This is a genomic window from Apilactobacillus kunkeei DSM 12361 = ATCC 700308 (genome assembly GCF_001281265.1).
GTDB classification, from domain to species: domain Bacteria; phylum Bacillota; class Bacilli; order Lactobacillales; family Lactobacillaceae; genus Apilactobacillus; species Apilactobacillus kunkeei.
In genome coordinates this window covers 130,559-150,037 of the sequence record NZ_JXDB01000007.1, presented here as the reverse complement: position 1 = coordinate 150,037, position 19,479 = coordinate 130,559, and the positions used below count along the sequence as shown (strand labels likewise).

The 19,479-nt window shown below is 35.3% G+C and carries 21 protein-coding genes; 20 read left to right on the top strand and 1 reads right to left on the bottom strand.

Translation table 11 applies throughout. The annotated features are described in order from the left end of the window. Positions 1-36: 36 nt before the first annotated feature. From RZ79_RS03570 to RZ79_RS03480, 19 genes are all read left to right on the top strand, one after another. The gene (locus RZ79_RS03570) at positions 37-474 is read left to right on the top strand and encodes an Asp23/Gls24 family envelope stress response protein (RefSeq protein WP_054450022.1); all 438 of its coding nucleotides are present in this window, start codon (positions 37-39) and stop codon (positions 472-474) included. Next, on the top strand, positions 474-875 hold the full coding sequence (gene nusB / locus RZ79_RS03565) for a transcription antitermination factor NusB (protein ID WP_034531062.1): 402 nt from the start codon (positions 474-476) through the stop codon (positions 873-875). The genes RZ79_RS03570 and nusB overlap by 1 nt, the downstream gene beginning before the upstream one ends. 100 nt (positions 876-975) lie before the next feature. Next, positions 976-1,833 carry a bifunctional 5,10-methylenetetrahydrofolate dehydrogenase/5,10-methenyltetrahydrofolate cyclohydrolase gene (locus RZ79_RS03560; RefSeq protein WP_054450021.1) on the top strand — a complete coding sequence of 286 codons (858 nt, stop codon included), beginning with the start codon at positions 976-978 and terminating at the stop codon, positions 1,831-1,833. After that, positions 1,826-3,166 (top strand): exodeoxyribonuclease VII large subunit, encoded by a 1,341-nt coding sequence (gene xseA, locus RZ79_RS03555; protein WP_053795445.1) that lies wholly within the window; start codon positions 1,826-1,828, stop codon positions 3,164-3,166. Before RZ79_RS03560 ends, xseA begins: the two co-directional genes overlap by 8 nt. Next, positions 3,166-3,396, top strand: a complete 231-nt coding sequence (locus tag RZ79_RS03550) for an exodeoxyribonuclease VII small subunit (RefSeq protein ID WP_034531065.1) — start codon at positions 3,166-3,168, stop codon at positions 3,394-3,396. The genes xseA and RZ79_RS03550 overlap by 1 nt, the downstream gene beginning before the upstream one ends. Then, complete coding sequence (locus RZ79_RS03545; RefSeq protein WP_054450020.1) at positions 3,396-4,289, top strand: polyprenyl synthetase family protein; 894 nt, start codon at positions 3,396-3,398, stop codon at positions 4,287-4,289. The genes RZ79_RS03550 and RZ79_RS03545 overlap by 1 nt, the downstream gene beginning before the upstream one ends. Positions 4,290-4,300: 11 nt before the next feature. Beyond that, the gene (locus RZ79_RS03540) at positions 4,301-5,107 is read left to right on the top strand and encodes a TlyA family RNA methyltransferase (RefSeq protein WP_053795443.1); all 807 of its coding nucleotides are present in this window, start codon (positions 4,301-4,303) and stop codon (positions 5,105-5,107) included. An 18-nt stretch (positions 5,108-5,125) separates the two neighbouring features. Continuing rightward, positions 5,126-6,817 carry a DNA repair protein RecN gene (gene recN / locus RZ79_RS03535; RefSeq protein WP_054450018.1) on the top strand — a complete coding sequence of 564 codons (1,692 nt, stop codon included), beginning with the start codon at positions 5,126-5,128 and terminating at the stop codon, positions 6,815-6,817. A 63-nt stretch (positions 6,818-6,880) separates the two neighbouring features. Continuing rightward, positions 6,881-7,498 carry a guanylate kinase gene (gene gmk, locus RZ79_RS03530; protein WP_034531069.1) on the top strand — a complete coding sequence of 206 codons (618 nt, stop codon included), beginning with the start codon at positions 6,881-6,883 and terminating at the stop codon, positions 7,496-7,498. After that, complete coding sequence (gene rpoZ, locus RZ79_RS03525; protein WP_041152297.1) at positions 7,498-7,701, top strand: DNA-directed RNA polymerase subunit omega; 204 nt, start codon at positions 7,498-7,500, stop codon at positions 7,699-7,701. Before gmk ends, rpoZ begins: the two co-directional genes overlap by 1 nt. Positions 7,702-7,794: 93 nt before the next feature. Continuing rightward, positions 7,795-8,985 carry a bifunctional phosphopantothenoylcysteine decarboxylase/phosphopantothenate--cysteine ligase CoaBC gene (gene coaBC, locus RZ79_RS03520; RefSeq protein WP_053795441.1) on the top strand — a complete coding sequence of 397 codons (1,191 nt, stop codon included), beginning with the start codon at positions 7,795-7,797 and terminating at the stop codon, positions 8,983-8,985. A gap of 18 nt (positions 8,986-9,003) precedes the next feature. Beyond that, entirely contained in the window at positions 9,004-11,418 is a 2,415-nt protein-coding gene (gene priA, locus RZ79_RS03515) for a primosomal protein N' (RefSeq protein WP_054450016.1), read from the top strand. Positions 11,419-11,431: 13 nt separating this feature from the next. Further along, on the top strand, positions 11,432-12,388 hold the full coding sequence (gene fmt, locus RZ79_RS03510) for a methionyl-tRNA formyltransferase (RefSeq protein ID WP_054450014.1): 957 nt from the start codon (positions 11,432-11,434) through the stop codon (positions 12,386-12,388). After that, positions 12,378-13,715, top strand: a complete 1,338-nt coding sequence (gene rsmB, locus RZ79_RS03505) for a 16S rRNA (cytosine(967)-C(5))-methyltransferase RsmB (RefSeq protein ID WP_054450012.1) — start codon at positions 12,378-12,380, stop codon at positions 13,713-13,715. The genes fmt and rsmB overlap by 11 nt, the downstream gene beginning before the upstream one ends. Before the next feature lie 2 nt (positions 13,716-13,717). After that, a complete protein-coding gene (locus tag RZ79_RS03500) occupies positions 13,718-14,449 on the top strand; it encodes a Stp1/IreP family PP2C-type Ser/Thr phosphatase (RefSeq protein WP_054450010.1) in 732 nt (243 codons plus the stop codon). A gap of 12 nt (positions 14,450-14,461) precedes the next feature. After that, complete coding sequence (pknB, locus tag RZ79_RS03495) at positions 14,462-16,249, top strand: Stk1 family PASTA domain-containing Ser/Thr kinase (protein WP_054450008.1); 1,788 nt, start codon at positions 14,462-14,464, stop codon at positions 16,247-16,249. A gap of 154 nt (positions 16,250-16,403) precedes the next feature. Then, the gene (rsgA, locus tag RZ79_RS03490) at positions 16,404-17,303 is read left to right on the top strand and encodes a ribosome small subunit-dependent GTPase A (protein ID WP_054450006.1); all 900 of its coding nucleotides are present in this window, start codon (positions 16,404-16,406) and stop codon (positions 17,301-17,303) included. A gap of 10 nt (positions 17,304-17,313) precedes the next feature. Beyond that, a complete protein-coding gene (gene rpe, locus RZ79_RS03485; protein WP_053791762.1) occupies positions 17,314-17,964 on the top strand; it encodes a ribulose-phosphate 3-epimerase in 651 nt (216 codons plus the stop codon). Positions 17,965-17,966: 2 nt separating this feature from the next. Then, the gene (locus RZ79_RS03480; protein WP_054450005.1) at positions 17,967-18,614 is read left to right on the top strand and encodes a thiamine diphosphokinase; all 648 of its coding nucleotides are present in this window, start codon (positions 17,967-17,969) and stop codon (positions 18,612-18,614) included. An 87-nt stretch (positions 18,615-18,701) separates the two neighbouring features. On the opposite strand, the gene rpmB is transcribed toward RZ79_RS03480, so the two are convergent. Beyond that, positions 18,702-18,887 carry a 50S ribosomal protein L28 gene (gene rpmB / locus RZ79_RS03475; RefSeq protein ID WP_034531080.1) on the bottom strand — a complete coding sequence of 62 codons (186 nt, stop codon included), beginning with the start codon at positions 18,885-18,887 and terminating at the stop codon, positions 18,702-18,704. 227 nt (positions 18,888-19,114) lie between these two features. On the opposite strand from rpmB, the gene RZ79_RS03470 reads away from it, so the two are divergent. Next, entirely contained in the window at positions 19,115-19,474 is a 360-nt protein-coding gene (locus RZ79_RS03470) for an Asp23/Gls24 family envelope stress response protein (RefSeq protein ID WP_034531081.1), read from the top strand. Positions 19,475-19,479 lie beyond the last annotated feature (5 nt).

The window sequence follows — 19,479 nt, the reverse complement described above, 5'->3', positions numbered from 1 at the left end:
AATTGATGCTTTTATTTTGATTGGAGGGTAATTTTTATGGCAGAACAAACAAATATTTCTTTACCAAAGGCTAGTTCAAAGTTTGGGGATATTCGAATCTCTCCAAACGTATTGGAAGTAATCGCAAGTATTGCCTCTGTCCAAGTAAAGGGCGTAAAGCGCATGCGTGGATCATTGGCAACAAGTGTTAATGAACTATTCGGTCGTAAAGAAATGGGTAAGGGCATTAGACTTAATTTTAAAGATGAAAAATTAATCGTTGATGTTTACGTATATCTAAATTACGGGATTTCTGTTCCTAAAGTTGCTCTAGAAATTCAAGAACAAGTCAAACAACAACTTCTATTCATGACTGAACTTGATTTAGGTGAAGTTAATGTTCATGTAGAAGGTGTCGTTCATGAAAAACAAGATAAAAGAGCTAATTCAAAAAGTTTATTAAACGGCAATAGTAGCGATAAGGGTGAAAAATAGTGGAATTTACTAGACATAAAATAAGAGAGTATGCATTTCAAACATTGTTTGCTATCAATGCAAATGATACAACCGATAAAGAACTATTTTTTCATGCTATCTCAAGAACCGATGAAGAAACAGAAATTCCATCTTACTACAACACTTTAGTAGATGGAGTTATCGAAAATAAGGATAGCTTAGACGATAGTATAATCTCATATCTTGTTTCCGGTTGGTCCATTAACAGAATTGCCAAGACAGACCTTGCAATTCTAAGACTTGCGTTTTTTGAAATTAAATACGTTGACGATGTCCCTACAAAGGTGGCAATCAATGAAGCGTTAGAATTAACAAAGAAATACAGTGATGATCACTCAAGAAAATTTGTTAATGGAGTTTTATCTAACACAATTGCTTAAGAAAAATGATTCGCGTACAAGCGAGTCTTTTTTTATTACATAAACATTTTTTTATATGCTAAAATAAAAGAGAATTAAATAATCCTTTGGAGGTTTTACGATGAGCAATATTATTGATGGAAGATCTTTAGCAAAGAAAGTTAATCAAGAGACTGCAGATATGGTCTCAGAATTAAACGAACAAGGTAAGAACCCTTGTCTAGCTGTGATTATCGTCGGGGATGATCAAGCTAGCCACCGCTATGTGAGAAGCAAGCATAAGAAAGCTCAACAATTAGGAATTAAGTCAATCGTTAAGGCTCTTCCTGCAGAAACCACTGAAGGCGAATTATTGAACATATTGAACGACTACAATCATGACGATGACATTGATGCAATTTTGATTCAATCACCACTACCCAAACACATCAACGAAAAATACGTTATGAGTCAAATTAACCCAGATAAAGACGTGGATGGATTCCAAGTGATTAATTCTGGTAAATTATTCTTAAACGATCAAAGTAATTATCCTGTGGCATGTACACCAAAGGGTGTTATGACTATGTTTGAAGAATATGGAATCGATTTAAAGGGTAAAAAAGCAGTCGTAATTGGTAGAAGTACCATCGTTGGTAGACCAATGGCAGCTTTATTAATCAATGCTGGTGCAGAAGTAACAGTGTTAAACCATTATGCGAATATTAAAGAATACACATTAGACGCTGATATTATCGTATCTGCTACTGGTAAGGTTAATACAGTAACAGAAAGTGATGTAAAAGACGGCGTAGTTGTAATTGACGTTGGCCAAAACGTGAATGATGAAGGTAAATTAGTTGGAGACGTTGATTATGATGGGATTGCTAAGAAAGCCTCATACATAACTCCTGTACCTGGTGGTGTTGGTCCAATGACCATCGCTACATTGATGAGACAAACCGTAGAACTATCAAAGTGGAGTGATATTAATGGGTAATGATTACCTAAGTGTTAGCGATTTAACAAGCTATATTAAGAAAAAATTTGATCGTGATCCCTATCTAGATAAGGTTTATTTAACTGGTGAAATTTCTAACTTTAGATTGAGACCAGCACATCAATACTTTAGCTTGAAGGATGATAACGCAAAGATTAGTGCTATCATGTTTAAATCCGCTTTCGATAAGGTTAAGTTTAAACCCGAAGAAGGAATGAAAGTATTAGTTACTGGTAGAATTTCAGTCTATGAAGCAACCGGTAACTATCAAATTTATATTGATCACATGGAACCAGATGGTGTTGGTGCCTTGTATCAAGCATATGAACAATTAAAGAAAAAGCTAACCGCTGAAGGATTATTCAGTGCTCCTAAAAAGACCTTGGAAAAGTATCCAAAGAGAATCGCGGTAGTTACTTCACCTAGTGGAGCTGTTATTCGAGATATTATTACAACCACTAGAAGAAGATATCCTATTGCTCAAATCGTTTTATATCCTGCTGTTGTCCAAGGGGATGCTGCCGCTTCTGATATTGTTCGTCAAATCAATCGTGTTAATGAACACGGTGATTTTGACACATTGATTATCGGACGTGGTGGAGGTTCGATTGAAGACCTTTGGCCATTTAACGAAGAAATCGTTGCCAGAGCAATCTTTGATAGTAAGATTCCAGTGATTTCTTCAGTTGGACACGAAACTGATACAACAATTGCTGATTTAGTTGCGGATGTAAGAGCAGCTACACCAACTGCAGCGGCCGAAATAGCAGTACCAGTATTGACTGATGTAATGACCGACATTAAAAATGACCAAGTACGAATTTTTAATGCTTTTAGAAATAAGTTAAATCAATTACAACAACGTTTAGCAAAAATCCAACAATCATACATTTTCAAGCAACCTGAACGTTTGTATGATTCATACGTCCAAAAGATTGACATGCTAAACGAGAGATTGATGAACGCTCTAAAGGAAACAATCAATCAATCCGATAGAAAGTTAAATGATTTAGTATATAATCTAAAAATCAATTCACCAAAGAACTTAATCAAAGAACAACAACAAGTTTTACAGGTAAAAGATGATCAATTAAAGAGAAACATTATGTTGTTGATTCAAAATAAACAAAATCAACTAACAAAAAGAGTTGATGCTTTAGATCATCTAAGCCCACTAAAGGTGATGTCTCGTGGATTTAGTTTTACAACTAACAGCGATGGCAAGGTCGTAAAGAAAGTTGACGACATTAAGGAAAATGATGATATTGAACTAAAATTAATTGATGGATATGCGAAAGCAACTGTTAACGAAGTCAAAAAGGAGAGTAAATAATGGCAGAAAAAGCAAGTTTTGAAGATAACATGAACAAACTAGAACAAATCGTTTCCGAATTAGAACAAGGTGACATTCCGTTGGAAAAGGCCCTAAGTGAATTCCAAAAAGGTGTTAAGCTAAGTGGCGAACTACAAAGTACTTTGAAGAATGCTGAAAAGACATTAGCTAAAGAAATGACAGATGATGATTCTGAAGTTGCATTTGAAAAAGAAAGTGAAGATAAGTAATGAGTCAATCTGTAGTTTTATCTGATTTTCTTGATGAATATAAACCACAAATTGAAAGCCAACTAGCTAATCAAGTAAAAAAAGATGTTAGCAATGATCAACTTGCCGAATCAATGATCTATTCATTGATGGCTGGTGGGAAAAGATTAAGACCACTAATGAGCATCGCAACCTTAAAAACGTTAAATCATGAAATGACGGACGATGATTTAAAGGCGATTAGTGCACTTGAATTACTACACACTTATTCATTAATCCATGATGATTTACCAGCTATGGATGATGATGATTTAAGACGCGGTAAAAAGACTAATCATGTCATTTATGGTGCCGGTTTAGCCACATTAGCTGGTGATGGATTATTAACATTGGCTTTTCAATGGTTAACTGATAATGAGCTAGATGACCATAAGAAGGCTCAATTAGTTTATTATCTATCTAAATTTGCTGGCCCCTCAGGGATGGTTGCCGGTCAATCAATGGATATTTTGAATGAAAATAAGCAGCTTTCTTTAGATGAAATTAAGAAATTACATGAAGGAAAAACTGGTGCCTTGATTAGATATGCCATGATTGCTGGTGGTATCTTAGCAAATGCTAGTCATGATGTGATTGATGGGTTAAATCAATTTGGTGCAGACTATGGTTTGGCCTTTCAAATTTATGATGACATTTTAGATGTTGTTTCCAGTCAAGAGGAACTAGGAAAACCAGTGCACCAAGATGGCGTCAAAAACACTTATACTAATCATTTAGGATTAGATAAGGCATATTCTTACTTAGAAGACACAATTAGCCATAGTCGCCAAATTTTAGACAAATTAAAAGACGAAAATGATTTGGATACGGAATTGTTATCATCATTTTTAGATTACTTTAAAATAGAAAAATAGGAGTAGTTCGCATGAAAAAAGAAAGAGTAGACGTGCTACTTGTTCAACAGGGTATTTTTGATACAAGAGAAAAAGCCAAGAGAGCCGTAATGGCCGGCGAAGTTTTAGGTAAAAACGAAGAACGTTTGGATAAACCAGGTGTTAAGATTCCTGAAGACACAAAGTTGCATTTAAAAGGGAAACCAATGCCATACGTTAGTCGAGGTGGCTTAAAGCTTGAAAAAGCCTTGAAGGTATTTAATCTTGATGTTAAAGATAAGACTGTTTTAGATATTGGTTCATCCACTGGTGGATTTACTGATGTGATGTTACAAAATGGTGCTAAAAAAAGTTATGCTTTGGATGTTGGTAGTAACCAACTTGTATGGAAACTACGTGAAGATCCAAGAGTTGTTGTAATGGAACACACCAACTTTAGATACTCAAAGCTAGATGATTTTACAGAAGGTCAACCAGAATTTGCTTCAATTGACGTTTCTTTCATTTCACTACACTTGATTTTGCCACCACTAAAAGATATTCTTGTTAAAAATGGCCACGTTGCGGCGCTAATTAAGCCACAATTTGAAGCCGGAAGAGATAAAATCGGTAAGCACGGTATCGTCAGAGATCACGCCGTTCATGCCGAAGTTTTAGAAGACATTATAAAATTTGCCGTTAGCGCTGGTTATTCAGTTGAAGGATTAGACTTCTCACCAATCAAGGGTGGAGAAGGAAACATTGAATTCCTAGTAGACTTAAAGTCTTCTGACAATCCTTCAATTAATCCAGATATTTCGATTGAAGATACTATCAAACGAGCTGACGAACTAAAGTAATGAAAGGGAGTCTTTTGATTGCTTGAAAACCTATCAATTAGTGATTTTGCGATTATCGATCATTTGGAAATTGATTTTTCCAATGGTATGACTGTTTTAACTGGTGAAACTGGTGCTGGTAAGTCAATCATTATTGATGCCGTTGGCCTATTAGCTGGTGGCAGAGGTTCACAAAACTTTATCAGAACGGGCAGTAATAAGTTATTAATTCAAGGTTTATTTGTGTTCCCAGAAGATGGTCTAACATACAAAGTATTGGATGACATGGGAATCGATCATAGTGATAATAGCGTCATTTTACAAAGGGAAATCTATAGAAATGGCCGCAATATTTGTCGTGTCAATGGGATGCTTGTAAATACCACAATGCTAAAGAAAATAGGTGAGACAATCGTTGATATCCATGGTCAAAATGAACATCAAGAATTAATGCAACCAGAAAGACACGTTCATTTACTTGATGAATTTGGTCATAAACAAATTGGCGATACTTTAGCTAAGTACCAGGAAACTTTTGATCATTATCAACAATTAAAAGCATCAATTAAAGAAAAACGTGGTAATGAAAAAGAATGGTCACAACGACTTGATATGTTGGAATTTCAAGAAAATGAAATTAACAATGCTCATCTAGAAGTTGGCGAAGAAGAAGAATTGGTGAGTCAAAGAGACCATTTGCTTAACTATCAAAAAATTGTTGATGCCCTAAACATGAGTTTTAGTGCCATTAATGGTGATGAAACATTCAATCCTTTAGATGTAATCGGTGAAGCCAAGAATTCAATGGAATCAATTGAAGAAGTTGACCCTCAATTTAGAGAAATTTCTGACAACATCAAGAATGCTTTTTACTTACTACAAGATGCTTCTGACAACATTTCTGATCAAATGGACTTACAAGAATTTGACCAAGGCCGTTTAGAAGAAATTGAAGAAAGATTGAATGTCATCTATGGTTTAAAACGTAAGTATGGTGATTCAATTGAACAAATCTTAAATCATTACGATAATGTTGTTAAGGAACTTTCAACCATGCAAGCTGATCAAACTACTGGTGAAGATTTAAACGAACAATACGAATCAATCGTAAATAAGTTGAGTGATTTAGCTGATGAATTAAACACGAAGCGTCATGCTGTCGCAACCAAGCTAGAGGAATCAGTGCATGATCAACTATCTGATTTATATATGGCTAAGACGGAGTTCAAAGTTAACTTTGAAAAGTTACCAATCGGTGAATTCCACAGATATGGAACAGAACGTGTTGAATTCTATATGAGAACTAACCCTGGTGAAGCAATGTTGCCACTATCAAAGATTGCTTCCGGTGGAGAACTATCTAGAATTATGTTGGCACTAAAGACATTATTCACTAATATGCAAGGTGTCACTTCAATTATTTTTGATGAAGTGGATACTGGTGTTTCCGGTAGAGTTGCTCAAGCAATCGCCGAAAAAATCAGTAAGATTGCGCAAAAATCTCAGGTTCTATGCATTACGCATTTACCACAGGTTGCTGCAATGTCTGATCATCATTATTTTATTGAAAAGAAGATTGATAAGAATCGTACTAAGACAAGTATCATCAAGTTATCAGTTCAAAAACGTGTTGATGAACTTGCTAGAATGTTGTCTGGTACAACGGTCACTGATTTAACACTTCAACACGCTAACGAATTATTAAAGTTAGCTGATGAAACCAAAAAATAAATTTGAAAAAATCAGTAAAATAGGCCATAATGGTAGTATTATAAAATTTTGAGGGGTTTTAAAATGGCAAAAAGAGGAATGCTAATTGTTCTTTCAGGACCTTCTGGTGTTGGTAAAGGTACTGTTAGAAAAGCATTGTTTAACGAACCAGACGTTGATTTCAAGTACTCAATTTCAATGACTACTAGAAGTCCGCGTGAAGGTGAAGTAAATGGTAAAGACTATTTCTTTGTTAGTAAAGAAGAATTCGAAGACCATATCAAAAATGGTGAAATGCTAGAATATGCAAAGTACGTTGACAATTACTATGGAACTCCATTGAACTATGTTAATAAGACTTTGGATGAAGGTCATGACGTATTCTTAGAAATCGAAGTTAATGGTGCAATGCAGGTTAGAGCTAATTGCCCAGAAGCAGTATTTGTATTTCTAACCCCACCTGATTTAGTTGTACTAAAGAATCGTTTGATTGGTCGTGGAACTGATGACATGGACGTCATTGACAAACGTATCAAGACAGCTGTTTCTGAAATCAAAATGATGAGAAACTATGACTATGCTGTATTAAACGACAAAGTTGAAAATGCTGTAGATAGAATTAAGACTATCGTTAACAGCGAAAGACTAAAAGTTAACCGCGTAATGCCGGATTATCTATCAATGTTAGGAGAAGAAGACTAATGCTATTATATCCATCTGTTGACAAACTACTTGAAAGAGTTGATTCAAGATACTCATTAATCATGCTAGCAAGTAAAAGAGCTCATGATATTGATGCTGGATCACCATTATTATTAGACTCATACAAATCTAGAAAATCTGTTGGTAAGGCTTTTGAAGAAATCGTTGCCGGCAAGGTTGAACTAACTAGAGATAACAAATAATAAATTAACCCTTTGCAGCAATGCAAGGGTTTTTATTTTGATTTTTTGATACAATATAGGTAATAAGTTCTTAAGATATGGGAGGTTTGATTAGTGAATAATAAAAAAATAGCACTATACGTTACGGGTAGTATTGCCGCATATAAGTCATTAACTTTAGCGCGATTATTAGTTAAAAATGGAAACGATGTCAGAGTCGTTATGAGCGGTGGTGCACAACAATTCGTTACACCATTGGCTTTTCAAACATTGACTAAAAACTTTGTTTTCACTGATACTTTTGACGAAAAGGATGCTAATGAAATCACCCATATAGATATTGCGACATGGGCTGATATTTCGATTGTTGCCCCAGCCACAGCAAACACTATTGCCAAGTTAGCTAATGGGATTGCTGACGAAGCAGTTACTACTACACTGCTTGCAACGCCTTCTACAAAAGTTATTGTTCCAGCAATGAACAATAACATGTGGGATAATCCTGCAACTCAAAGAAATATTCAACAAATCGAGGCTGATGGTTGTAAAATCATCTATCCAACTTCAGGATTTTTAGCGGAAGGTTACGAAGCCAAGGGTAGAATGATTGAACCAGAAGAGATTATGGAAAGACTAGAATTGATGGTCGAACAAAATAATCGATTAGCTGGCAAAAAGATTATTGTCACAGCTGGTGGAACTAGAGAAGCCATTGATCCAGTTAGATACATTAGTAATAATTCATCAGGTAAGATGGGTTATGCGATTGCGAGAGCTGCCATGAATGCCGGAGCTGACGTGACTTTAATTTCATCTTCAGAAACTCAACATATCAACGGTAATGTGAACATTATCAATGTTAGTTCTGCTAGTGAAATGAAGAGTGCAATTGAAGATAACTTCAGTGATGCTGATGTTTTAGTAATGGCCGCTGCTGTTTCTGACTACACACCAGCGAAATATTCAGAACAAAAAATTAAGAAAAATGGTGATGAATTAGACATTCATTTGGTAAAAACACCTGATATTTTAAAGGAATTATCAAACATAAAGGATGATCAATTTGTCGTCGGTTTTGCTGCAGAAACCCAAAACCTATTGGATAACGCCAAGCAAAAACTAGCTAAGAAAAAGTTAGACTTATTGTTAGCTAATGATGTTAGCAACAGGACAATTGGATTTAACAGCGATAATAACCAAGTTTCATTTATTGATGAAACTGGAGTATTTAAGAAAAGCGATGTAGAAAGTAAGGATAAAATTGCTAATGAATTGATTGATATCATTAGCGAAAGAATCGATTAAATTAAAGGGGGAGTTAGATTGAATTTAGCAAAAGTAATTGTTGATGTGCCAACAATGCAAACTAACGAACCATACACTTACTTAGTTCCAGATGAGTTAACAGATAAACTTCAAAAAGGGATGCGTGTCATTGTTCCGTTTGGAAATGGTGGCCGTAAAATTCAGGGAATCGTTTGGGATATCGATAATAATGGAACCTTTGACGGTGAATTAAAGGAAATTTCAGGACTATTGGATTTGGATCCAGTTTTGAATGCTGAATTATTAGACATGTCCAAATGGATGGCAGAAAAGACATATTCCTTTCAAATTAGTTGTATTTTAACAATGCTTCCAAGTGTAATGAGAGCGAAGTATCAAAAACAATTAGTATTAAATGATTCAAGTGAAATCGACGACGATATTTTAGCCATTTTTGGTGATGACAATGTCGTTGATTTTGACGTGGATGAATACCCAGCTAGTGTCTTAAAAAAGATTATTCAATATCGTAAAGAAAATAAACTTTCTGTTGAATACAAAGTTTCGGATGGTGCCAAGGCTAAAAAGATATATGCGATTAAATCGAATTTAACAACTAAGCAAGCAAAAGAAGAATTAACTAGGGTCCGTAAGAACTCAAAGAACCTGATTAAAATTCTAGATTTTATCATCAGTCATAACGATAAAGAGATTGCGCAACGAAAGTTGGTTCATGACTTTGATATTCCTGAAGCTGCGATTAAAAGTGCGGTGGACAAAGGATGGTTTACTAGGTTCTTACAAGAGGAATACCGAAATCCATATCAAGGTGAAGTTCGCACAAACAAACCATTACAGTTGAACAATGATCAACAAAGTGCCGTCGATAGAATTAGTGCAGCAACTAAGCGCAACCAGGATACTGTCTTTTTACTAGAAGGTGTTACGGGTTCTGGAAAGACTGAAGTATACCTTCAATCAATCCAAAAGGCACTTGAGTTAGACAAGACTGCTTTAATGTTGGTCCCTGAAATTTCGTTAACTCCTCAGATGGTAAAAAGAGTTAAGGGGCGATTTGGTAATCGAGTAGCGATGTTACATAGTGGTCTATCTAATGGTGAAAAGTACGATGAATGGCGCAGAGTTAACAATGGTGAAGCTGATGTGGTGGTTGGAGCGCGTTCTGCCATATTTGCTCCTCTAGATAATATCGGTATCATCATCATGGATGAAGAACATGAAGCTAGTTATAAGCAAGATGATTCGCCTCGATACCATACAAGAGACGTTGCCAAGTGGCGAGCAAGTTTTCACAACTGTCCGTTAGTTTTAGGTAGTGCCACTCCTTCATTGGAATCAAGAGCAAGAGCTACCAAGGGCGTATATCAATTAATTAAACTTCCACACAGAATCAATAACCAAGCATTACCAGATGTTAGGGTTATCGACATGAAGGAAGAGGTTAAAAATAGCGGTCAAGAAGATTTTTCATCTGAATTGCTATCTGCGATTAACAATCGTATACAAAAACACGAACAGATTGTGTTGATGTTAAACCGAAGAGGATATTCATCATTTGTGATGTGCCGTAGTTGTGGTTTCGTATTGCATTGTCCAAACTGTGATATCTCACTTACTCTGCACATGGATTCAAGAACGATGAAATGTCACTACTGTGGCCACGAAGAACCAATTCCTAACAAGTGTAAAAACTGTGGTAGTAAAAAGATTAGATACTACGGTACTGGAACCCAAAAGGTCCAAGAAAAGCTTCAATCATTGGTACCCCACGCTCGCATCTTAAGAATGGATGTTGATACCACGAGAAGAAAAGGTTCACACGAACGAATCTTACAAAAGTTTGGAAATGGTGAAGCCGATATCTTGCTTGGAACTCAAATGATTGCTAAAGGATTGGACTTTCCTAACGTCACACTTGTCGGAGTTTTAAACGCAGATACCTCCCTTGATTTACCTGATTTCCGTTCTAGTGAAAGAACATTTAATTTGTTAACTCAGGTCAGTGGACGTGCTGGTCGTGCAGAGAAAAAAGGATTGGTTTATATTCAAACCTTTAATCCGGATCACTATGCGATTAGACTAGCGCAAAGACAGAATTATGAATTGTTCTATCGTAAGGAAATGAATGTTAGACATCAAACTAACTATCCACCTTACTATTTCACTGTTAAGATATCAGCTTCTGATGTCAACGAAGCTAAAGCAGCTGCTAAGATGTACGAAATTGCGAAGATTTTAAAGGCGAAGCTAAGTGATCAAGCGATTATGTTAGGGCCATCACCTAGTTCAATCTTAAAATTAAAGAATAAGTACTACTATCAAATTATTATTAAGTATAAAAACGAACCAAATATGAAGCCATGTTTGGAATATATATTAAATCATTATCAAAAGGATGCTCAAAAAGGGCTATACGTGAACATAGACCCAGATCCTTTGAATTTTATGTAAGGATGTAGATAAAATGAAAAAAGTTGTATTTATGGGAACTCCATCATTTGCAGTTCCTGTATTAAAAGGGTTAGTGGAAAGTGACGACTATGATGTACAAGCAGTCGTGACCCAACCAGATCGCCCTTTCGGAAGAAAAAGAGTATTAAAACCATCACCGGTAAAGGAAGCGGCACAAGAATTATCAATTCCAGTGCTACAACCTGAAAAAATTAGTGGTAGCGATGAAATGGCCAAGATTGTAGAAATTAATCCTGATTTCATTATCACTGCTGCTTTTGGTCAATTCTTACCGGAAAAGCTATTGAATGCTGCCAAGATTGCTGCAGTTAATGTTCACGGTTCATTGTTACCAAAATACCGTGGTGGTGCGCCCGTTCAATATTCATTGATTAATGGTGATAAGCAAACAGGAATTTCAATTATGTACATGGTTAAGAAAATGGATGCAGGGGATGTATTATCTCAACAATCATTGGATATTCAACCAGATGATGATACCCAATCATTATTTGATAAGTTAAGTATCATTGGTCGAGATTTACTTCTTGAAACATTACCCAAGGTTGCTGCTGGGGATGTTAACCCAACTCCACAAGATGAAGACAAGGTGGTATTTTCACCAAACATCACTAGAGAACAAGAAGAATTAGACTTTAGTAAGTCTGCTTTTCTAGTTGATCGAAAGATTAGGGCACTACGTCCATCACCAAATGCATTTGCCATGATGTTAGGCAAACGTACTAAGTTTTGGAGTGCAAAAACTTTAGATGAAACCACTGACTTAAAACCTGGCCAAGTGGTTGAAAAGACAAAGAAAGATTTGAAGATTGCCTGTGGGGACGGAACTGTTCTACAACTTTTGGAAATCCAACCTTCAGGTAAACCAAAACAATCAATCAACGCCTTCTTAAATGGTGCTGGTCAATCAATTCAACAAGGAGATATGGTGATAGAAGATGTCAAGTAACCCTAGATTACTGGCTGTAAAGACGCTTAGTAAAATTTCAAACGGAGCATACTCCAACCTACAACTAAATCAAGTCATTGAAAATAGTGAATTAAGCAGTCGTGATATCGCATTGCTTACCAACATTGTTTACGGCGTTATTCAACATCGTTTAACATTGGAATACCAATTAAATCACTTCCTAAAAAATGCCAATAAGGTTGATGATTGGGTCAAGGAATTGTTATATTCTGCAATTTATCAAATGGAATATTTGGACAAAATCCCTACCAGAGCTGTTTTTAATGAAACCATCAAGATTGCAAAAAAATTGAGCCATGATGGTATTAGAAGATTAGTTACTGGTGTTCTTCATCAAATTGAAAGAAAAGGATTACCTGATTTTTCTGATATCGATGATCCAATTAAGAAACTTTCAATTGAATACAGCATTTCTGAATGGATGATTGAAGAGTTGAACAAACAAGTGGGCGAAGAAAAGACACTTTCCATCCTAAAGAGTATTAATCAACCTTCAAAGCAATCAGTACGTTTTAATTCTAAGTTAATTAGTAAGCAATCATTATCAGATAAATTAAAAGCTGATGGTTATGGCGTGCAAAACAGTAAACTGGTTGAATCGGGACTAATCTTAACCAAGAAATCTGCTAGTTACAGTGATACTTTTAAAAATGGTCAAATGACAATTCAAGACGAAAGTGCAATGTTACCAGTGGAATCCATGGACATTAAAGAGTCCGATGTAATCCTGGATGCTTGTTCAGCGCCAGGTGGAAAAACCACTCAAATTGCAGAACATCTTTCCAAAGAAGCTGGTGGCCATGTTGAAGCGCTGGACTTGCACAATAATCGTTTGAAACAAGTGCAAAAGAATGCTAAACGACTAGGCGTTAACGATGTTTTATCCACACAAGCTTGTGATGCTAGAAAGCTTGATGATTTATATGATGATGAAACATTCAACCAAGTTTTAATTGATGCACCATGTTCAGGAATTGGTTTGATTAGAAGAAAACCAGAAATTAGATACGAAAAGAAGATGGAAGATGTTAAAAAGTTAGCATCCATCCAGTTGGAAATCTTAACTTCTGCGGCCAAAAAACTTAAAAAAGGTGGTAAGCTAGTCTACAGTACTTGTACCATCCTAAATCAAGAAAATTCAGACGTGATTGCTGAATTTTTAAGACAAAACCCTGATTTTAAACGTGTTGATCCAGTTTCCAAAATGGGTATTCCGCTAAATGATGGTTACATTCGAATATACCCAGATGACTACGATTCAGATGGATTCTTCGTATGTAATTTAATAAAAAATGGTGGTGAATAGAAATGGAAGTTGCTGCTAATTCTGTTATTGGTAAACAAAGAATTAGTAATGAAGATTATGTTGGCTATTTTAAAAATCAACAGGGCGCTCTAATTGCAATTCTAGCCGATGGAGTTGGGGGGAGCAATGGTGGTGAAATTGCTGCTTCAACAGCGGTTGATTTTATTGGACAAGCTTTTCAAAATCATCATATTAGTTCAATTATCGATACTAAAGCATGGCTATCTCAAACGATTAGCGATGTAAATAATAAGATTGTTGAAATGGGAATTAAAGATGAAAGTTTAAGTAAAATGGCGACCACTGTTGTTGTTGCATTGTTCTTTGGAAATCAATATCTACTAACCCATCTGGGCGATAGTCGTTGTTATCTATTAAGAAGTAGTCAGCTTAAGCAACTTACCGTTGATCATTCATACATTAACTTTTTAATTGAAAAAGGCGAAGTTAAAGACGGAGAAAGCATCGATTCCAATTTACAAAACGTAATTGTAAAGGGGTTAGGTGTTTCTTCGGATGCAGATGTCGACATTTCAAACATTCAGTTTAGACCAGGAGATCAACTGCTATTATGTAGTGATGGTTTAACCAAAATGGTTAGTGATGAGACAATCTCAAAAATTTTAAACATGCGATTAAGTGGAAAACAGAAGGTTGATCGTTTAATCGATACTGCCAATGATAATGGTGGAAAAGACAATATTTCCGCTATTTTAATCGATGATTTAGTTTAGGAGTGATCGTTTATGGAAAAAGGATACGTTTTAAATGACCGCTACAAAATCATCGATAAGATTGGTGAAGGTGGGATGGTTAATGTTTATCTTTCTTATGATATGAAGGAAAACCGTCTTGTCACAATTAAGATTATTCGAATTGATTTTCAGGGTAGTCAAAAAGCTAAACGTCATTTTAAGTATGAAAAATTAGCTATTAATAAATTAAATAGTAAGCATATTGCCCAGGTATACGACTTGAATCAATCAGGTGATTTACAGTATTTGGTAACTGAATACGTTGATGGACAGGACCTAAAGAATTACATTCAAAAGTACTATCCAATCAGTATTGATAAAGTTATTGCAATCATGACCCAATTAATTGATGCGGTTTATGAAGCTCACAGTCATGGAATTATTCATCGTGATTTAAAGCCACAGAACGTGTTAATTGATAAGAAGGGTGTTGTCAAAGTAACAGACTTTGGGATTGCTTTAATTGAAAGCCAAAATGCATTAACTCAAACCAATGCGGTTGTTGGTTCAATTCACTATATTTCACCTGAACAAGCATTGGGCAAGAAGGTTACCACCCAATCGGATGTTTATTCATTGGGAATTATCTTGTACGAATTACTTACAGGGAAAGTTCCTTTTGATGGTGATTCACCGGTAAATATTGCAATGAAACATACCAAGGAAAACTTGCCTTCGATAATTGAACAAAATAGTCTAGTTACACAAGCACTAGAAAATGTTGTGATTAAGGCAACTGCTAAAAAATTATCGGATCGTTACAGTTCTGTTTTAGACATGAAGGAAGACCTGCTTACTTCAATGAGCAAAGAAAGAATGGATGAAGCTAAATTACACTTCATGATTCCTAAAACTGATATCGACGATGGTGAAACCAAGGTCTTGGACTTAAAGGATTTAAACAAATATCATGATCATCATGTAGATGAAGAACATGAATATAAGGATAAATATCGTATCTTTAAATTACTCACATTAATTGTGATACTATTTGCCTTTATTTCAGGAATATTTTTATTCTTTAACTTTACTTTCTTCACCCGAGTAACGGTACCAAATGTTTCCAACATGTCGATTAGTAAAGCTAAGAAGGTTTTAAAGAAGTCCCATTTAATCGTCAGCAAGGTAAAATACAGTTATAACACTGACGTTGCTGTTAATAAGGTAATTGGTACTAATCCAGCCAAGGGAACCAAGATGATCAACCATTCTGGAATCGTTTTGAAGGTTTCTGGTGGTTATAAGAAGGTCAAGATGGATAATTACCTAGGTGATTCAGTTGATTCTGCTGAACATTCATTGATAACAATGGGATTCACGGTGAAGAAGTCATACAGTTATGATACTTCATTTAAGTCGGAGACCATTCTTAGCCAAAGCATTCGCCCTGGAACATTGGTGGAACCACATAACACAACAATTAACCTCGTAGTGGCAGTTAACACTAGAAATTTTAAGATGGTTAATCTGATTGGTAAGACCGAAGAACAGGCAAGAAACTATGCGAAGGAACACCATTTAAACGTTAAGATTTTCTACGAAAATTCTAAGAGTCAACCTGCTGGAAAAGTTTACCAACAAAGTCCATCAACTGGTTTGCTGTTAAGTTATGGTGACGAAGTAGAACTTTGGGTATCGAAGGGAAGCTCTGATAACCAAAATCTAAGAAGAAGCGTTAACGTATCGGTAAAATTACCATATAAAAAGGTTGATAGCAGTGGTCTAAATAAAATCACAATCTACTCTAATAAGGACGGCGGTAACGAAAAATTTTATTGAACCATCTATATAAATAAAGATACAACCATCAGCATTCCTTACAGTTTGAAGAAAAATCAAAAACCACAATATCGAATTTATCGAAATGGTGATTTGATAATGAAGTAATGCAAGGTATAATAAAAAGTAGTAAATAAATTAACGAGGTGATACATTGGCTGAAGGAAAAATTTTCCAATCCCTAAGTGGATTCTATGATATTATTAGTGACGGAAAGATATACCGAACAAGAGCTAGAGGTAACTTTAGAAAAAGAAAAATAACTCCTTTAGTTGGTGATGACGTTGAGTTTGAATCTAGTTCACAAAAAGAAGGATACTTACTAAAGATTTTTGATCGTAAAAATTCATTGGTGAGACCTCCAATTGCAAACATTGATCAAGCCGTGGTTGTTACTTCCGCTGTTCAGCCAGATTTTTCATATAACTTGTTGGACCGTCAATTAGTTGCGGTTGAAATTAACAAAATTACACCAATTATCTACTTTACTAAGACTGATTTATTAGATGATAAACAGTTCGAGTACTTTAAAGGTGTTAAGAAGGTTTATGAACAAGCTGGATATAAGGTTATCCTTCCTAGCAACAGTGAGAATAAAGCTGAATCAATTAATGAAATTAAATCATTGTTTGGAAATAAAGAAACTGTCTTTATGGGTCAAACAGGTGCAGGTAAATCAACATTGTTGAATCAAATCTCTCCAGATTTAAACTTAGCAACTGGTGAAATTTCCATGGCATTAAACCGTGGTAAACATACAACTAGAAAAGTCAGCTTTATTCAAATTAATAATGGATTAGTAGCTGATACACCTGGTTTCTCATCTTACGAAGCTTTTGATATCAGACCTGAAGAGCTAAGGGATTACTTCCCTGAATTCAGAGCAAACGCTGATAGATGTAAATTCAGGGGATGTGTTCACATCAACGAACCTGGTTGTGCAATCAAGGCAATGTTAGATGAAGATGAACTATCACATGAACGCTATCATGATTATGTTCAGTTATATGATTTATTAAAGAATAAAAAACCAATTTACAATAAAAAGAAATGAGGAATTAATAATGATTAAAGTAGCACCATCAATCTTAAGTGCAGATTACTTAAACCTACAAAGAGATATTGAAAAAGTTGAAAAGGACGCAGAACTATTACATATTGATGTAATGGACGGTTCATTTGTCCCAGCAATTTCATACGGACCAAACTGGGTTCCACAAATCAGAAAGATTTCTAACTTAGTATTAGATGTTCATTTGATGGTAGTTAACCCTGAAAGATTCGTTGACGAATTTGCAGACAAGGGTGCTGATATTATCGGTGTACACGTTGAAGCAACTCCACACATTCACCGTGCTTTACAAATGATTAAGAACAAGGGTGTTAAGGCTGAAGTAGTAATCAACCCAGGTACTCCCGTAGAAGCTATCAAACCAGTACTATACATGGTTGACCAAGTTCTAGTAATGACTGTTAACCCAGGTTTTGGTGGTCAAAAGTTCCTAGACGAAACTGTTAAGAAAATCAAGCAATTAGACGATATCAAGAAAGCTGAAGGATATGACTTTGACATCGAAATTGATGGTGGAGTTAACAACGAAACTGTTCAAGCTGCTGCTAAGGCTGGTGCAACCGTTGCAGTTGCTGGTTCATACGTATTCGGTGCTGAAAATCCTGCTGAAAGAATTCAAGCAATTAAGGACGCTACTAAATAATTATGAAAACGATCAATTTATTAGTAGGTGGGCCAACTGATTTATGGCCTGATAGTTTAAGACAAGGCAAAATCGATGGCGATTGGATTGGAGTCGATCGAGGAAATGTGTGGTTAGTTCAAATGGGAATTAAACCATTAATTTCAATTGGTGATTTTGATTCAATGGATCAATTAGAGTTTGAAATTATTTCGAACAATGTTTCTGATATTAGAACATATAATCCTGATAAAGACTATACTGATACCCAACTAGCATTAAAGATTGCGTCCGATGAATTAAAGGCGGATGTCATTAATATCTTTGGTGCTACTGGTGGTAGAATTGATCACTTTATTTCTAACTACTTATTGGCGACTGAACCTAAATTTAGGGATGTCGTTGAAAAAATTAGAATTATTGATAAACAAAATGTAATTCAATACTTTACTTCTGGAGAACATGAAATTACAAAGATTGATATGATGCATTACTTAGCATTTATTCCAATGAATGCGATGCATTTATCAATTCATGATGCGATATATAAACTGGATAACTACTATGTTGAAAGACCATTTGCTTATTCCAGTAATCAATTTGATGGTGATAAATGTCACTTCGATTTTGATGATGGGGTATTATGTGTGATTCAAAGTAAAGATGCATAGAAAAAAAGAGAGCTGATATAATCAGTTCTCTTTTTTCTATTTAGGGTATAAAAAAAGTCTGACATTAAGTGTCAGACTTAAATATTGTTAGGCACGAGTAACTTTACCTGATTTTAGAGTACGGGCACTAACCCAAACTTTCTTAGGCTTTCCATCTACAAGGATACGAACCTTTTGTAGATTTGGCTTCCAGCTACGACGTGAAGAATTCAAAGCATGGGAACGTTTGTTACCATAATGAGTTCTTTTACCATTAATAAAATCTTTAGCCATTGGTAAATTCCTCCTTTAATTGATTTCTAGTCAAAAGCGTTGCTTTTATTACATCTCACTCTAATAATTTAGCATATTGAAGCCTGTTTTGCAATGCTTTTCTTTCAAGTGAATATACTTGACAGCCTTCACTATTCATTATATCAATACTTTAGCTTTTTTTAAACATGTGGTAATATTATATTACGAATATATTAAGAAATCTATCTTTTAAGGAGGCTATTGTGATGGCCGTAAAAATGAGAACTGATTATGGATTAATTGATATTGATAACAATGTAATTGCCACCGTAGTTGGTGGAGCTGCTACTGATAACTACGGAGTTGTTGGTATGGCAAGTAAAAATCAAATTCGAGACAATGTAAACGATATTTTGAAAAAAGATAACTATTCCCGTGGGGTTGTGGTAACACAACAAGATAATGATGTTGCAATTGAAGTAAATATCATTGTTAGCTACGGTACTAAAATTTCAGAAGTATGTAAAAATGTTCAAAGCAAGGTTAAGTACAATTTGGAATCTATGCTTGGCATTAGTGCAAGTTCTGTTAATGTCGTTGTTCAAGGTGTAAGAGTTCTAGACTAAAAGGA

Excerpts from the sequence above, each read along its gene's own strand:
- RZ79_RS03570 (WP_054450022.1), top strand. The coding sequence starts at position 37 with ATGGCAGAACAAACAAATATTTCTTTACCAAAGGCTAGTTCAAAGTTT.
- RZ79_RS03560 (WP_054450021.1), top strand. The coding sequence starts at position 976 with ATGAGCAATATTATTGATGGAAGATCTTTAGCAAAGAAAGTTAATCAA.
- xseA (WP_053795445.1), top strand. The coding sequence starts at position 1,826 with ATGGGTAATGATTACCTAAGTGTTAGCGATTTAACAAGCTATATTAAG.
- RZ79_RS03550 (WP_034531065.1), top strand. The coding sequence starts at position 3,166 with ATGGCAGAAAAAGCAAGTTTTGAAGATAACATGAACAAACTAGAACAA.
- RZ79_RS03545 (WP_054450020.1), top strand. The coding sequence starts at position 3,396 with ATGAGTCAATCTGTAGTTTTATCTGATTTTCTTGATGAATATAAACCA.
- RZ79_RS03540 (WP_053795443.1), top strand. The coding sequence starts at position 4,301 with ATGAAAAAAGAAAGAGTAGACGTGCTACTTGTTCAACAGGGTATTTTT.
- gmk (WP_034531069.1), top strand. The coding sequence starts at position 6,881 with ATGGCAAAAAGAGGAATGCTAATTGTTCTTTCAGGACCTTCTGGTGTT.
- rpoZ (WP_041152297.1), top strand. The coding sequence starts at position 7,498 with ATGCTATTATATCCATCTGTTGACAAACTACTTGAAAGAGTTGATTCA.
- fmt (WP_054450014.1), top strand. The coding sequence starts at position 11,432 with ATGAAAAAAGTTGTATTTATGGGAACTCCATCATTTGCAGTTCCTGTA.
- rsmB (WP_054450012.1), top strand. The coding sequence starts at position 12,378 with ATGTCAAGTAACCCTAGATTACTGGCTGTAAAGACGCTTAGTAAAATT.
- RZ79_RS03500 (WP_054450010.1), top strand. The coding sequence starts at position 13,718 with ATGGAAGTTGCTGCTAATTCTGTTATTGGTAAACAAAGAATTAGTAAT.
- pknB (WP_054450008.1), top strand. The coding sequence starts at position 14,462 with ATGGAAAAAGGATACGTTTTAAATGACCGCTACAAAATCATCGATAAG.
- rpe (WP_053791762.1), top strand. The coding sequence starts at position 17,314 with ATGATTAAAGTAGCACCATCAATCTTAAGTGCAGATTACTTAAACCTA.
- RZ79_RS03480 (WP_054450005.1), top strand. The coding sequence starts at position 17,967 with ATGAAAACGATCAATTTATTAGTAGGTGGGCCAACTGATTTATGGCCT.
- rpmB (WP_034531080.1), bottom strand. The coding sequence starts at position 18,887 with ATGGCTAAAGATTTTATTAATGGTAAAAGAACTCATTATGGTAACAAA.
- RZ79_RS03470 (WP_034531081.1), top strand. The coding sequence starts at position 19,115 with ATGGCCGTAAAAATGAGAACTGATTATGGATTAATTGATATTGATAAC.